We start from the raw sequence: 17,622 nt of genomic DNA on the forward strand, positions 1-17,622 counted from the left end.
TCATAAACTAGAATTGTATCCCAAGGCCAATGCCAACCTGCAGGGCTTGGGTTGAGTCTCCAAACATATGGTCCAGGCTCAGGTTGATAAAGCTGCTGTCATCCAAAGCAAACAATCCCAACCGCGCGGACACGACGCCGTGGGCGTCACCGATATAGCTGGTATTCACGAACCCTCCATCGGCGGCGCTGGCCCCACTGAAGCCAGCGGTTACCGACACCGTGTCGTCAGACGAGAGGATGGCACCGGCGCGCAGGCTCGCACGCAGTTTCTGCGAGGCGCTCAGTATCTGCTCGGTCCCGATCTCAATCGACGGCGTCAGCGAATAGATCATCTCGTTGTCGTCCTGCAAGACGACACCTGACAAAGTGGCATCGCCATTGCTTTCCGTCGCCAACCGCGTCGCATCGACGGCCAGTTCGGGGCGCAGATACGCTCCACCAGCGCCAAGTCTTTGATCATACGCCAGGCTGAGCCGCAGGTTCTGGTGGTTCATCTTGTGCTTGATCTCGCTGACACCAACGGTGTCCACAATAGTGCCATTGGGCAAAACGCCCCGGATCCCACCTGCACGGCTTGTATCGTAGTTCGACCAACCTGCCGACAGCATGGCCGCAAACTCCCACGCGCCCGTGTATTTGGTCAGCGATGCGCCCAGATTGAACCGATCGCCGGATGCATTGTATTGCGATCCGTTCTGCAGGCTGATCTGGTCGTAGCCCAGGGCAAACCCTGCATACAACTCATCCCCCACCGGTAGACGGACACCCGCCGACCAATTGGTGTTATTGACGTTCAGATCGTTGTAAATCCCGGTCTGCTCGCGGTCGAAGAAATAGCGGCCGCCGGTAAACCAGATACAGTTACGCGGATCATCCCCGGCTTGATAATTGGTGTAGCGTTCGCAGTTTTGCAGCGTATCCGCGAATACCCGCGTACCAAAATACGCATCCACCGCATCTGCGGCGTAGTCCGCTGTCGACAAGCTCTCAATGGCCGCGATCACATCGGCCTCGGATTGCATGTTCCCGATCAGCGCCAAAAGCTCGCCCTGGTCGGATGTTCCCCGCCCGTTCAGGACATCATTGATATAGTCACCGATCGCGGTCTGGTTGGAGTTCATCCTGGGCGTCGAATAGTCTGGTGTGATCACCAGATCGATCGAACTGCCGTCCGAAGTCGCCCCGTTCAAACCAATGGAGTAATCCAGAACCACAGTGTCCTGGATGGTCGTGCCAGCATCTGCGGCCGTTCCATCGGGATTGATGATGACAAGCGGCAATGCGCGTTCGAGCGTGTTCAACCGCGGCACCAATGTACCACCAATGGTGGCATCCCCGGTGACATTGATCAGATCGCTGTCTCCACCCGATATGCCAGTGGTTCGGAAATACACGTCGAACGTTGAAGTCGCAGTGCCGCCAAAGGCCAGACTTCCGGTCACGTTCGTGGTCTGGCTGACATTTTCGGTGAAGGAAAAATCATCCGCTTGAACAGCAGCCGTCAGGCCTCCGTCGACGCCCCAATTTGCGCCCAGAACCAAGTTGCCATCCACCTGCATGAGCCCGGCGTCGCCCAGATTCACGGTATCCAATGCATAGAAGGTTGCACCATCTTCCACGGTCAGGCCATTCGTCCCGTCACCAAGGTTCAGGTTCCCAAGCGCGCGTCCGGACAGCGTGATTTGTTCATTGCCATCGCCGCCGTTCACCAGTTGGTTATTGCCCGCGATCAGCACCGTGTCTTCTGATAGGGTCAGCGTGTTGTCGGTACCTCCTTCGACAATGATCGAGGCAACCGAGTTCGCTTGCCCGGTGCCGCCCATGACAACACCATCGAACCCAAGCATAATGGCGTCTGCACCGTCACGGCCTTCGGATTGTGCAAAGACACCAATGCCACCGCCGCCGACCGACAAGACATTGCCGGTCAGGGTCATGTCGATAGCACCGCCCGACCCGGCGCCACCTGCGGCACCCCGGAATATGGAATCGACGATGCCGCCGCCGCCACCCAACGACTGCGCGGCGACACCGATCGCGTTCTCTCCACTGGTGACCGTGTTACCAGTTTGCAAGAACAGAATGTCCCCGCCGTCCCCGCCATTCGCTGCTGACAGATTTACGGTCACCTGGCTGGGGTCCAGGTCTGTCGTGACAAGACCACCGCCGCCGCCGATGCTCTGGATCACGAACGCATGCGATCCGGTACCACTTGTGTTTACGTCACCGGTATTGGTGAAATCGACGTTGCCGCCATCTCCAGTTGAATCGTCCTGAGCCCCGAGGGTCACATCGACGCCTCCAAGACCAGCAACGACAGCTTCACCACCACCCGCGCCGATGCTTTGAACGCTTTGGCCAAAGGACCGGTCACCGCTGGTGAAGACATCTCCATTCAGATCAAGATCGATATCACCGCCACTGTTGCGGAAGCTTGGATCGGACCCCAGGATTACCGAAGCAAACCTGTTGGTATCAGCCGGGCCCGTGCTGTTGAGCACCAGCTTACCGCCGCCGCCGCCAATAGATTGCGCCGTACCTGCCGAGGAAAACGCACCATCAGTGCCGACATCGCCAGTCCGGCTGCCGAACACATCGCCACCTGCTGCATCATTCGTATCAATCGCGCCCAGGCGCGCATCAATCTCGATACCGTCGCCATCCTGAAGGCTGATGTTGTTGGCCGATGTGCCACCACCGCCGCCAACACTCTGCAGCATCAGACCTGTCGAGCGGTCACTGGTGGTCGCTATGTTACCGACGTGCGACTGGGCAACCTGGCTGCCCGCCGTGCCCGAAACATCATCACCGCCCAGCGAGATGTCACTGATATAAACAGTGCCGGTTCCACCCGCGCTTGCCGTCGCGGTCGTAAAGTCGACCGATGTTTCGGAGTTGCCGCCGCCGCCATTGACGGATTGTGCGAAGATGGCCTCGCTGCCTGCACCATTCACCAGAATGTCACCGGTTGAATTGACAGTCGCGGTTCCCACCGATCCGGTGGTCCCTTCTCGCGCGCCCAACACATGAGAGATCGTGTAGTCCAGCGCCGAGACCAAGGGCGACGATACCGAATATCCCGCATTACCGCCGCCGCCACCTACGGATTGGGCATAGATACCGAACCCGTTTTCAGCGTTCACGACAATCGTACCGGTATGGTTGACCGTGACATCTCCACCATCCGCACCGTCGCCACCAGAACCGCCAATGGCGATCTTCGAGTATGACTGGCCGGTCATGGTGTTTTTGAGGTCGTTCACATCCATCGCGACGGCCAAACCACCGTTACCGCCGCCCCCACCAACGGATTGCGCGAAGATACCGTAGGCCCCTTCGCCATCAACGCGGATGTCGCCGGTATTGGTGACAACCGAGTTTCCGGCAGCGTTGCCACTGCCACCCGAACCACCGATGTTCAACTGCGCGGTCGGAGAGCTGTTGTCCCCAGTCTTTAGCCGCAGCGTCCCAGTAATCGAACTCCCACCATTGCCGCCGCCGCCACCAACGGATTGAGCAAAGATGCCATGCGCACCTGCACCAATGGTGATGATCGTGCCCGCATTTGTGACGGCCACGTTGCCTCCGGTTCCACCGGAACCACCCGAGCCACCCAGGCCAAATTGCAACGCCCGCCGAGTGCTCGCCTCGGCCCCGCCATAGCGACCATCAACCGAGATTGTCGATCCGCCATTGCCGCCGCCACCGCCGACAGACTGCGCGAAGATACCGTGGCTTTCCGCTCCGCTGGTCACGATCGTACCATCGGCTTCGTTCACAACAGTGGTTGTACTGCCAGAACCACCGGTGCCGCCGGTGCCACCAATAAGGATCGCGTTTGTCGTAGACCCCTCCGAGGACCGGCCCAGAATAATGTTTCGAACCTGCTGTGCATCACCACCGCCACCACCGACCGATTGCGCGTAGATACCCACCGACTTGTCGCCCGTGGTCAGGATCACGTCCCGGTTGGTCACAGATACCCCCGCCGACATCGCACCCGAGCCGCCGTTGCCGCCGATGGATAATGTCGCGGTGTTTCCAATCTCTTTACGCAGGCTGATGATGCGGTTTTCCACGACACCACCCATGCCGCCGCCGCCTCCGACGGACTGCGCAAAGATACCATGGGCCATGGTGCCTGCTGTGCTGATTATTCCGTCGCTCACAACGGTCACGATGTCCGAGGTCATACCGTCCCCACCTGTACCGCCTATGTTGATCGATGCTGTGGTGCCGACTGTGGACGGGTTGACCACAGCTTTGATGGTATCGAGGTTCGATTGTCCGGCCTGTACCATGCCGCCAGTTCCGCCTGCGCCACCGATGGATTGCGCCATCAGCCCAATCGAGCGATCTCCGAACGTTGCGATCTGGGCAGTGTTGGTCACGTCCACCGTGCCACCAACGCCTCCGGTGCCGCCGGTACCACCGATGGACAAGGCAATTGACGTGCCCTTGCCAGCCGAGTTGCTGGCCTTACCGCCATTGCCTCCGCCGCCGCCAACTGACTGCGCAAATACGCCATGTGCGTCATCGCCCTGCGTGACGACGGTGCCCGCCACCACAGAAGTCACATCGCCTGCCGCGCCACCCGTACCGCCTTCAAGCCCGACTGACAGGCTGGCTTTGTTGCCTTTGCTGTCGCCGGATTTCGGGGTGCCGATGCTGACCGAAGTTGATGACGAGTTACCCCCGCCATTGCCGATGGACTGTGCAAAGAAGCCATAAGACCGGTTGCCCGTCGTGCTGATCGCGCCGTTCGAGCTGGCATAGACGTCCCCACCGCTGCCCCCGGTTCCACCCGTGCGGCCGATCTGGATGTTTACATTGCCGCCATCAACCGACGTCGATGCCGAATTGTAGCCAGCATTGCCGCCGCCGCCGCCAACGGACTGCGCAAACAGACCATGGGAATCTGCGCCCGAGGTCGCGATGTCGCCTGTATTGCGCACATCCACCGAACCACCGATGCCGCCCTCACCCGTGCCGCCGCCAATAGCCAAGCCAAAGCCTTTGTTGGTCGCGTCGGAGGCAAGCTCATAGGTCATGCCGAGGTTCAAGGCGGCGTTGCCGCCGCCACCGCCGATGGATTGCCCAAACACACCGTGGCTGCCATCTTGCAAGGTGACGATATCACCATAGTGATCAACATCGACCTCGCCACCGTCCCCTGCCGTACCTGCATCGCCACCGATGGCAACCACCGCTGACACACCGGTTTTATTGCCAGAGGAATCTGCAGGGTTCACCTTGCCTTCAAGCTCATCCAAAACCGCGTTGTAGTTGGCGATGACCGAGTCATCGACGCCGGTATTGGTCGGTGTCTTACGATCGGATGAATCGCCTGTGCCGCCGTTGCTTTGGTTGCCGGTGGTCTTGCTGATACCCACAACTGCGTTGATCCCCGCATCGCCGCCGCCGCCGCCAATGCTCGACGCCTCGATACCGTGCGATCCAACGCCATCGGTCGTGATTGTCCCCGCAGCAAGGGCCGCTGTGCCACGCGCGACGGTCACGTCACCCGCATCGCCGCCACCGCCGCCAAAGCCGCCGATCCCCATCGCGATAGGTGAGCTGTCCTTGGTACCAACAAAGGTCGCATTAATGCCGCCGGTACCACCGCCGCCGCCGATGCTCTGGGCAAAGATTCCGCGCGCGTGATAGCCATTTGTTGCGATGTTGCCGGTCTGAGTGACCGACACGTCACCCGCATCCGCACCAGTACCTCCGTGGCCGCCAAGGCCGCCCACAATGCTCAGATCCGTTTTGCCGTCCGAGTTGTTGGAGTCGCCATAGTTCAGCTGCCCGGTCACGTTCAAAGCACCGTTGCCACCGCCGCCTGCGATCGACTGGGCCAAAACTCCATGTTTCCAGTTGCCGGCGACTGACACAGTTCCCGCGTGATTGACGCCCACATTGCCCGAGACATTGCCGTCACCGCCAAAGCCTCCGACGCCAAACGTAACCGAAGGGATCTTGCCATCTTTGCTGAGCGCAATACCGCCCGAGACATTCAGACCGCCATTGCCGCCGCCTCCGCCGATGGACTGTGCCAGCAGACCCGCCGAGCCATCGGTATCGGGTTTTTCTTCGTTGAAGACACCCATGTCGATGAACAGGCGTTCCAACCCGAAGTTCGACGCCAATTCCTCGGTCTCATCTACGATTGAGTCGCCCAGGAAATCGCGCAGTTTGTCTTCGAAGGTCGTTGTGTTGGGGATCGAGATATCGTCCGGGTTCGTTGTAACCGTAATATCCGCTTGCGAGGTGACCGTGACGTCTCCGGCCTGACCGCCATCGCCTGCGAAACCACCGACGCCCACGATCAGAGAGCTGTCGGATACGATCCCGCCTGACACGTTCAGACCACCGTTGCCACCGCCGCCGCCGACGGATTGGGCCAGCAGGCCGGATTGGCCAGTGCCGTGAGCTGTGATGGTGCTGCCTGCGCCGATGTTCACATCAACATTCCCGGCGTCTCCACCGCCGCCACCAAAGCCCCCGACGCCCACGACAACCGCGTAGGATTTGCTGCTATCTGTCTGGCCTGCGCCGGGTTTGCCGCTTATCGCGAGGCCACCCGAGACGTTCGTGCCGCCGTCACCGCCACCGCCACCAAGCGACTGGGCAATGATGCCACTGGCCCCTTTGCTTTCATCAACGGCGAAAGTGCCATCCGATTGCTCGACCATCGGTACGGCCTGTACATTGCCGGTATAGTCCAGATCGACATCGCTTGCATCACCACCGGCCCCGCCAAAGCCGCCAACACCCGCTGAAACCGAAAAGATCGTGTCCGACCCCGATGGTTTGGTCAGCGCCAGAGTGCCCGAAATATTCACGCCCCCGGTGCCGCCACCGCCACCAAGGCTTTGCGCAAACAGACCATGCGATCCGTCACCCGCCGTCACTACATCGCTTTGAACATCCAACGTGACCGCATCGGCATTGCCACCACCGCCACCAAAGCCACCAAGTCCCAGGGCAACCGCTGCACCGGATTTGCCGGTGAGATTGACAGCGCCAGAAACGTTCAGACCGCCGTTACCGCCGCCGCCGCCGACCGACTGGGCTATGACACCAATACTGTCTACGCCAGTGGTTACCACCGAAGTTGTGCCACTGCTGTCCGTTCTTGAGCGCAATGTGCTGTTCACTTCACCAGCGTTACCCGCCCCGCCACCGAAGCCGCCAACGCCCAGACTGACCGAGCCGCCATTTTCCTGGCTGATACCCAACGAGGCCGAGATATTAGTGCCGCCGTTGCCACCACCGCCGCCAAGGCTCTGTGTCAGGATCCCGGTGCTGCGATCACCTGTTGTGGTTACTCCACCGGTGATTGTCGATTGCACCAACGCTCCGGCATCAGCGCCGCCGCCGCCAAAACCGCCCACACCGATGCCGACCGCCGCATTGGCTGATCGGGACAGAGACAACGCTGCCGAAATGTTGGTGCCGCCGTTGCCACCACCGCCGCCGAGGCTTTGCGTCAGAATGCCGACCGAGTCATCACCGGTTGTCATGACATCTCCGGTGACCCGCTGCGTGACGTTATCTGCCGCACCACCGTCCCCGCCAAAGCCGCCGACGCCGATCCCCAAACCGCCGGAATAGTTGCTGGCTACAGAAATGGCCCCGGAAATGTTTGTGGCGCCATTGCCGCCACCTCCGCCAAGGCTTTGTGCGATAATACCTGCCGACCGTGGACCCGAGGTGCTCACATTGCCCGAGAACGTGTTGTCGACTACCCCGCTGGTCCCGCCACTGCCGCCGAAGCCGCCCACGCCGATACCTGCCGCACCCGATCCAGTGCGTGCGATGCTCAGAGCGCCCGATATGTTGACGCCGCCATTACCGCCGCCGCCGCCAACGGATTGGACCAGAACGCCCGCCGCGTTCTCACCACTTGTAGTGACATCGCCGGTGACCGACCCCGTCGCCGCGCTCGCAGCACCGCCATCTCCACCCGAGCCACCGATGCCAACCCCGACGGCGCCGCCCCCGGTCCCCGAGATGTTCACGGCTGCTGATACGTTCAGCCCGCCATTGCCGCCGCCACCCGCAGCAGATTGCACCAAGACGCCGCCAGAATTGTCACCGGTAGTGGTAACATTGCCAACGACCGTGCCTTCGGCCGTATCCGCGTCGCCCCCGTCGCCACCGCTGCCACCAAGACCAACAGACGCACCACCGCTGCCGGTTCCTGCGACAGTGACTGTGGCGGAAACATTCATGCCTCCATTGCCCCCACCGCCGCCAAGGCTTTGCACGATCACCCCGCCGGATTCATCGCCTTGTGTCGAGACGTTTCCGTTCAATGTGGCTTCAACTGTGCCTCCGTTGCCGCCGGTACCGGACGCCCCACCAAGACCCACGGATGCCCCACCCGAGCCGGTGCCCGCCGCGGCCACTGCAACCGAGACGTTCATGCCACCATTACCGCCGCCACCGCCGACAGATTGTGCCAAGAGACCGCTGGAGGTTTCACCTTGCGTGATCAGATTCCCGGTTACATTCGCCGTGACCGCCGAGGCGTCACCGCCGCCAGTTCCACGACCGCCCAAGCCAACTGCCGCAGCGCCAGAACCCGTACCTGCGCCACCGACGGAAGCGGAAACGTTGAACCCGCCATTGCCGCCGCCGCCGCCGATTGATTGCGCCACAACTGCGCTGGACTGCGCACCTTCGGTTTGAACACTATTGGCAACCGTCAGGCCAACAACACCCCCCGTGCCGCCGCTGCCACCGGACCCACCCAGGCCAACGCTGATCGCGCCCGATCCGGTGCCGGCCCCAGCCAAAGCCGGTGAGACATTGAAGCCACCATTACCACCGCCGCCACCAACGGACTGCGCGAGGACACCCACCGAAGCATCCCCTCGGGTCACAACGTTTGCTGTTGTGCTGGCCGTTACCAGACTGCCGTCACCCCCGGCAGATCCTGAGCCGCCCAACCCGACCGAAACCGATGCCGCACCCGTTCCAGCCCCCGAAACGGTTGGCGAAACGTTGAACCCTCCGTTACCACCGCCGCCGCCAAGAGACTGCGCAACAAACCCGCTTGAAGCAAAGCCATCCGTCAGGATGGTACCGTTCGAAGTCAGCGTGACGGTGCCGCCATTGCCGCCAGTATCGCCCGAACCGCCGAGGCCGACACTCACCGCGCCACTGGCTGTTCCTGCACCCGACAAGACCGGGGCTACGTTGAACCCACCATTGCCGCCACCGCCGCCGATGGACTGCGCAACCACGCCCGAGGATTGATCCCCCCGGGTTTCGACCGCGTTGTTCGACGTAGCAATTACCGTGCTCCCATCACCACCTCCGCCGCCGTCGCCGCCCAAGCCGACCGAAACGCCCGCCCCAGCGGTGCCCGAACCCTGAACCGATGCGCTGACGTTGAAACCTCCGTTACCTCCGCCACCGCCGATGGACTGCGCGAGGAAGGCTGTCGCCGAGTCGCCTTGCGTCAGAATTGTCCCACTGGATCTTAGCGTAACCGACCCGCCATTACCGCCACCTGCGCCCGTTCCACCAAGCCCGACGCTGACCGCACCGCTTGCAGTACCTGCACCGGCCCCAGTCCCCGAGATATTAAACCCACCATTGCCGCCACCACCGCCGATGGATTGGGCGACGACGCCAGAAGAACGGTCCCCGACAGTTACAATCGTATTTGTAATCGTCAGATTGACTGTGCCACCCGTCGAGCCCGTACCTGCGTCGCCGCCAAGGCCAACTGAAACTGCACCGCTCGCAACCCCAGCCCCTGCAAGTGACGCGCTAACATTAAAAGCACCATTGCCACCGCCTCCGCCAACGGACTGTGCCAGAACGGCAGTAGAGTCCGCGCCACCGGTGCTTACGGTGCCTGTGACTCGGCCTGTCACCGATTGACCGATTCCACCTCCTGAGCCGTCGCCACCAAGGCCAACGGTGACGGCACCGCCACCTGCCCCCGCACCAGCAACACCGGCCGTCACGTTGAAGCCACCATTGCCACCACCGCCGCCGATGGATTGGAAAACTACGCCGCCTGAACCTTCGGACACTGTTGTGACGTTTCCTGCAACCTGGCCTTCAACCACGCCGCCATTGCCGCCTGTATCGCCGTTGCCGCCGAGCCCGACGCCAATTGACCCAGCACCAGCTCCTGCAGCTGCCACTCCGGCGGTGACATTGAAACCACCATTACCACCGCCACCGCCGATGGATTGAATAACGACAGCCGTCGAGCGTGCACCTTCGGTCCGAACGTCGCCGTTGACGCGCACGCCGGTTACCGTACCGCCTATGCCGCCGCTGCCTCCGTCGCCGCCAAGTCCGACTCCAATCGTTCCGGCACCGCCACCGCCGGCCGCCAAGCCAGCAGCGACGCTGAAGCCGCCATTGCCACCGCCACCGCCGATGGATTGCACCACGACCGCACCGGCATCATCCCCACGGGTGGTGACATCCGCATCAACTTGGGCCGTCACTGTGCCGCCCGCACCTCCACCGCCAGCTTTGCCGCCGAGGCCTACACTGATGGACCCGGCAGCGCCGCCCGCAATATCGGCGCTGGCACCGATGGCATAACCACCATTGCCACCGCCGCCGCCAACGGATTGCGCAACGACACCGCTGGAGAATGCGCCACTGGTTTCGATTGAGGTCCCACCGGCACGCAAAGTGACGTTGCCACCGATACCGGCACCACCACCATCTCCGCCGACACCAACGTTGATCCCGACCGCAGCGCCTCCGCTTGCGCTGATACCGGCCGCGATGCTTCCACCACCATTACCGCCACCGCCGCCAACGGATTGGGCGATGATCGCGCTGGAGCTTGTGCCAGTCGTGGTCACGTCAGCATTGGTATAGACCTGAACAAGTCCACCATTGCCCGCACTGCCGGCCTTGCCGCCAATTCCAACTGATACGTTGCCCGAAAATAGTGCCGAGGCGCCACCGGTCGCGGCGACCGCCAATCCACCATTGCCACCACCACCGCCGACGGACTGAAACAGCATACCTGTCGACCGGTTTCCGGTCGTGACGACAGTGCCTTCAAACCCAGCTGCTGTTGCGACGCCACTACCATCGAACTGGCCAACCGTGACCGGACCACCCGTGCCGCCCGTACCACCGTCACCGCCAACCCCAACAGCCAGCGAACCCGATACCGGACCTCCAGAGGCTGCGACAGATACCGCATAGCCACCATTGCCGCCGCCACCGCCAACAGATTGCAGCATCACCCCAACCGAGTCGTCACCACCGGTTTGTACAGAAGCTGAACCGCTGCCGCTAAGCGTGACCGTCCCACCGTTGCCACCATTGCCAGCGGACCCACCAACCGAGACCGATGCCGCGCCAAATGCGCCAACCGCAACCGAGACCGCTCCGCCACCGTTGCCGCCACCGCCGCCGACGGATTGTGCAAATACACCTGCCGAGCGCGCGCCCGAAGTCCGGATAGCCGACGGCTGGCTGCCATCGGTGTTGGATAAGGTAACGTTGACATTGCCACCGGTCCCTCCGGCCCCGCCATCACCACCGATGGCTACCCCGACAAACGCACCTACCGAACCGGACGAACCACCATTGCCGCCACCGCCACCAATCGACTGGGCCAGAATACCCATCGCATCATCACCCGAGGTGGTGATGATCCCGTCATTCACGATCGTCACAGTGGACCCGCTGCCACCACCGCTGCCATTGCCACCGACCGAGACCATTCCACCGGACGAGCCGCCGTCACCGCCACCGCCGCCGATGGATTGCGCGATAATCCCGCGGGCGTTGTCGTCTTCGGTTACAATACGCCCGTAGTTGCTGACGCTCACCGCAGCGCCCGTTCCGCCCCGAGATCCTGTGCCACCAATCGCAACAAGCCCATATGAATTTGCACCGGTTCCGCCGCTGCCGCCGATGGATTGCGCCATGACACCGTCAGCCCCAATGCCCGAAGTCAGGATGCTTCCCGAACCTTGCACAGTGACATTCACCGAGTCCCCGCTACCGCCGTTCGAGCCCACGCCACCAAGAGAAAGGGATACCAGACCGCCTGCAGTTCCGCCCGAACCGCCGCCGCCGCCGATGGACTGGGCAACAATACCGCGCGCGAAATCACCTTGTGTTTCAATCGCGCCACCGTGCGAGACGTTAACCCTGCCTCCATTTCCGCCATTATCGGCCCCGCCAATGAGCGAAACCAACAAGTTGCCACTTGTCCCCGCTGACCCCCCCGAACCGCCGATGGATTGGGCGTAAATCCCGTTCGCGTAGTCGCCGGTCGTCAAGATGCTACCGCTTGAGGCCGTGTTTACCGTTACGGTGCCACCGCTACCGCCATAGCCTCCGTTACCGGACGAGCCAACCAGCCCCCATTGTGACCCACCATTACCGCCATTGTTCGAAACGCTCAGCGCATAGATGCCATCAGCCGAGTCGCCGGACGTAGAAATGTCACCCCGCTGCGTAACTGTTACATCGCCACCATCTGCCGAGTGGCCACCGGTGCCCCCACCCGGAGCCGCGAAGCCGCTTCCGCCATCACCAGCCTCGCCGCTGCGGCTGAAGGCAAATATACCGTCATAGCCGTCGCCCGATGTCTGGATCGTGCTGCTGGAGGATTGTGTTGCGTTAACCGTGCCGCCTTCCCCGCCGTCGCCGCCATCGCGCCCGTCCCAAAAGCTCAGATACGAGTCACCGCCCTGACCACCGTCACCGCCAACGCTACCCACTTGCCAACCGACATTGCTGGTTGCGTTGACATTCCCGCTCAGGGTTTGTGTCTGGGTTGGGCCATCGGCACCGTTTCCACCTGAACTTGGTGGCACAACAAGCGCACCATCGCGCCCATTGCTGCCATCTCGCCCGTAAACGACCTGGCTCACACCGTTGGGTCCGGAGACGTTCACCGGCGGGGTGACAGAGCCAGGAGTACCCGAACTGTTGAAGTTGCTGTTGTACTGAGACAGGGTCAGCTGAGTGGACAAGCTGGCCGTTCCGGTCGCACCAGAATTACTGATCTGAGCCGTTGTTCCCGTTATGGATACAATCTCAAATGCCAGCGGGGGATTGTCGGAGTTGTAAATTGTATCGCCGGCATCTTTGACGAGAAACACATAGCCATCCGCCGTCTCAACAAAAGCCGTCGTCCCGGCTGTAGGTGTTGAAGCGGGATCCACGATCAGTGCGGTGACTGTCGTATCCAGACCAGTCACAGGGTTGTTAACAGTGTCTCCAACAATTGAATCTGCGGTCGGCGCGGCAAGCAAAGGTGTTGAATTAAATAGAAAAATAGAAAGCGCAAACAGCAGGTTTGAAAACTTTGACACCTTGAGACCCTACAACCCAATTCACCAGCACAGAAGGCAAAGAAGAGCTGCACCCAAAAGCAACACATTGCTTTTGGGAATTTCCCCATCACCACCTAAAGAAAGATATGCGCAAGTTTAAGGAGAGTGGATTTCTTAAATTTGTCTAAAACTGGATTTGGTTAAAATAGTGCTAAAATGCCACAACCTGGGTTCATCCCTAAGGCTGGATCAGTTCGGCTGAGTTGGTTTAGGTTCACACAACTTTTCGAAAAAATGAAAGAGCACACTATGAAGGCTGTCCTGTTCGAGAAGTTCCAACAAACCCCCAAGGTTGTCACAGTCGACGACCCTGCACCCGATACTCATGGCGTTGTTCTGAAGGTCGAAGCCACCGGCGTTTGTCGTAGCGATTGGCACGGGTGGATGGGGCATGACAGTGATATCGAGCTGCCTCACATACCCGGTCATGAGTTGGCTGGCGTGGTCGAAGCCGTCGGACGGGATGTAAAGAACTGGAAAGTTGGCGACAAGGTAACCGTGCCTTTCGTCTGCGGCTGCGGAACGTGCAGCGAATGTCACGCAGGGCATCAGCAAACCTGTCTGTATCAAGAGCAACCCGGCTTTACCCATTGGGGCAGTTTCGCGGAATATGTACCAATTCATCAGGCTGACCTTAATTTGGTCGCGCTGCCTGAAACCATGGAATTTGCAACCGCCGCCAGCCTTGGCTGCAGGTTTGCCACTTCATTCCGCGCGGTCGTCGATCAAGGAAGGGTCTCGGCCGGTCAATGGGTTGCCGTACATGGCTGCGGTGGGGTCGGTCTGTCAGCCGTTATGATTGCTGCCGCCGTCGGGGCCAATGTCATCGGGGTTGATCTAGACGAAGCCAGACTCGAACTTGCGCAAGAACTGGGTGCAGTTGCGACCATTAACGGTACAGATGCTGATGTTCCCGAAGCGATCCGCGAAATCACCAAAGGCGGCTCCCATGTGTCAATCGACGCTTTGGGTCATCCCGTCACTATGACCAACTCAATCCTCTGCCTGCGTCCGCGCGGCAAGCACATTCAGGTCGGTCTGATGCTGGGTGATCACGCTTCGCCAGCAGTACCCATGCCAAAGATCGTAGGACAAGAGATCGAATTGCTTGGTTCGCACGGGATGCAGGCGCATCGCTATGGCGCGATGCTCGACATGATTAAAAATGGCAAGTTGGATCCGGCCCGGTTGGTGGGGGAAAAAATCAGCCTGGAAGACGCGCCCAAGGCCTTGATAGGGATGGATAAGTTTACCTCAATCGGTGCGACGGTCATCACAAGGTTCTGAGTCACAAACAGGATCCGCCCCGTGCGAAAATGGCGCCACTAAACGGCGATTTAAAAATGCATCACTCAATTGGCAAGTTCTGTTGGTATCGCTGAAAAATGGGCATCGCCTGATCCCAAAAGGTACTTTCGGACCGCCAGGTCGATTGATTTACTCTGTTCTGAATAGACACCGCAGGCAGTGAGCGCTTCACGGGCGGTAATGCGCTCATCAAGCCGTTTCCAGATTGTTTTCGCCGCATAGGGGTGTGGAAACGGCCGCCAAGCCACACCCATTGTCATGCCACGCAAGTATTTTAGCTGTTGGCGATGCGCGGAATAAAGGATGGTCTGCGCAATGCTTCCTTCCTTGCCGCATTCATGTTCGGTGGCGAAGATCCTGTTGCCGCGCAGGGCAACCAGCCCTTCGTAGCGCGAAATCTGCCGAACGCTTTTGTCCGGGGACGTGGCGTTTTCGTGCGAGCGGATCGTCACCACGCCATCCACCTCCTTAAGTCGGATCAGAGAACAAAAAATGCGCCCCTGCCAAGACGGGGTGCAAAAGAAAGAATGATAGAAGCCCACATAGCGTCTGAGATTCTTCACCTGATCACTGTACGGCTTAACAAACAAGCTGGCAGGAGTTTCTTTCCGACGGACGATCGAGTCTTTCAATGTTTCTTCAAAATCCGTCCGAGGCGCAAAAAGCTGCGCCTCAGGCAGATCGAAATACCGAGCGATACGGCGCAGGTTGTGGGCTGATGGCAAGCTTTCGCCGTTGAGGTAGCGATTAAACTGCTGCCTGTTCAGGCCGATTTCTCGACAGACTTGCGAGATATTGCCTCGCTCGGCGCACAAAGACCGTAAATTTGCGGAAAAACTTTCGGACATAAGCGTCATTTCTTTCGCGTTTTGACGCTATAATGCTAAAGATTGAATAAAAGCGCGTAAAGTAGCTCAGTTCAATAATATTCGGAATGCGGGTTGGCTGTACCAAACGCAAAAACGGGACCTCGCTCCGAATGTCCACAAAAATCATCGAAAACACCTGGATCCCCCTGCCGGATGGTCGGAAACTGGCTGCACGAATTTGGTTGCCCGAAACCGGGCCGTCACCCGCCATTCTGGAATACCTCCCCTATCGCAAACGGGATGGAACTGCGCCGCGAGATGCAACCACTCATCCAGTATTTGCCGAGGCAGGATACGCCTGCATCCGCGTCGACATTGCCGGAACCGGTGATAGCGAGGGGCAGTTCGACGACGAGTATTCGGAACAGGAACTCCGCGATGGTGAAGCCGTTCTGAGTTGGATCGCCGCACAAAACTGGTGCGACGGAAACATTGGGATGATCGGTATCTCCTGGGGAGGATTCAATGGGCTGCAGCTGGCCTTTCGCCATCCGCCCGAGCTCAAGGCGGTGGTCAGTGTCGCCTCGACCGTGGATCGGTACGCCGATGACATACACTTCATGGGCGGCTGCCTGTTAAGCGACAATATCAATTGGGGCAGTCAGATGTTCGCCTATTTGACACGGCCCGCAGACCCCGAGCTGCGATCTGATTGGCGAGAAGACTGGCTTGCCCGACTTGAGAATGTACCATTCTCAGCAGCCGATTGGCTGCGTCATCCAACGCGCAGCGCGTTCTGGAAACATGGCTCGGTTTGCGAGGATTGGTCGGCGATTCAAGCTCCGGTTCTTGCGATAACGGGTTGGTCGGATGCATATGTCAACGCTCCGCCAGCGCTGGCAGCAAATCTGGCCGTGCCGTCAAAAGCGCTGATCGGACCGTGGGAGCACCGCTATCCGCATATCTCGAAACTACAGGCTGGGGATTTCCACTCCGAGGTGATCGGCTGGTTTGATCGCTGGCTGAAGGGGCAGCAGAATGGCGCCGAAGACCTGCCCGCCTACCGAACCTATATGCAGGATCATTTTGGCCCGAGCAAAAAGAACAAACCCAGGCAGGGCCGCTGGATCGCCGAGACAGAATGGCCGTCGCCCAATGTCAGTGATGAAGTCTGGCATTTGGGATTGGGTGGGTTCTCCGACGTCGCCACTACGGCCGAGACAACCGTATCGAATCCGGCCCATATCGGACAGGCTGGCGGGTATTTCTGCCCGGGCATGCGGATCGACAATGAGTTGGCCGAAGATCAGGCAGCCGATGACGCACTGTCGCTTTGTTTCGATACGGCACCGCTGGACAAGCCGCTTGAACTGCTTGGACGGGCGCGACTGAAACTGTCCTTCACCGTGGACAGACCGGTAGTCCAACTGATAGCGCGGTTGTGTGATGTCGCCCCGGATGGGGTTTCTCAGCGGATCACCTATCGGGCGCTGAACCTGACGCACTACAAGAGCCACGAGACCCCTGAAGCGTTGGTTCCCGGTCAGGTCTACAGTGCGGAAATTGCACTAAATGAGTGCGCGCATCGCGTGAAACCCGGTCATATCCTGCGTCTTGCGCTGTCTACCGCTTACTGGCCAATCGTTTGGCCCGCGCCAGAAGCAGCAGAGGTGACGTTACAACTGCAAGGTTCGGCGCTGTATTTGCCGGTTCGGACGATGTCTGAGGAAGCTGATCCTGCACATCCCGGACCAGCGCAGGATTATCCGACGTTGCAAAGCACCGAGCTGCGCGCGCCGTCGGGCCGATCCGAACGGCGCATCGAAGCGGACGGAACCGTCGTACTTGAGACATTCGACGACTACGGCAAAGCACAGGACCCCGGCCACGGCCTCATCGTCGGAAGCCACGTCGCCATGCGCTATGCGATCCATCCCGATGACCCAGCGACCGCGCAATTCACGGCGGGCTGGCGTTTCACGTTCGAGAGGGACGAATGGCAGGTCGAGATCAGCACCGAAAACGCGATGACCTGTGACGTCGAGAATTTCTATCTGCATCGAAAACTGCGCGCCACCGAAGGCGCGGACAAAACAGAAGTTCTGACAAAGGAATGGAGCGAAACCATCCCGCGCAGGCTTCTGTAAACGA

The 17,622-nt window shown here is 60.0% G+C and carries 4 protein-coding genes; 2 read left to right on the forward strand and 2 right to left on the reverse strand.

What is annotated here, in order from left to right:
- Positions 1–7 precede the first annotated feature (7 nt).
- Complete coding sequence (locus tag ACR0BT_RS07105; RefSeq protein WP_480762803.1) at positions 8–13,219, reverse strand: hypothetical protein; 13,212 nt, start codon at positions 13,217–13,219, stop codon at positions 8–10.
- A 384-nt stretch (positions 13,220–13,603) separates the two neighbouring features.
- Here ACR0BT_RS07105 and ACR0BT_RS07110 point away from each other — a divergent pair, with 384 nt between their 5' ends.
- Positions 13,604–14,641 carry a zinc-dependent alcohol dehydrogenase family protein gene (locus ACR0BT_RS07110; protein ID WP_223118673.1) on the forward strand — a complete coding sequence of 346 codons (1,038 nt, stop codon included), beginning with the start codon at positions 13,604–13,606 and terminating at the stop codon, positions 14,639–14,641.
- A 65-nt stretch (positions 14,642–14,706) separates the two neighbouring features.
- Here ACR0BT_RS07110 and ACR0BT_RS07115 read toward each other — a convergent pair whose 3' ends face one another.
- Entirely contained in the window at positions 14,707–15,510 is an 804-nt protein-coding gene (locus tag ACR0BT_RS07115) for a helix-turn-helix domain-containing protein (protein ID WP_170407624.1), read from the reverse strand.
- A 131-nt stretch (positions 15,511–15,641) separates the two neighbouring features.
- On the opposite strand from ACR0BT_RS07115, the gene ACR0BT_RS07120 reads away from it, so the two are divergent.
- Entirely contained in the window at positions 15,642–17,618 is a 1,977-nt protein-coding gene (locus tag ACR0BT_RS07120; protein ID WP_480762804.1) for a CocE/NonD family hydrolase, read from the forward strand.
- The last annotated feature ends 4 nt before the right edge of the window (positions 17,619–17,622 follow it).

This window comes from Ruegeria sp. CJ6, from assembly GCF_056536665.1.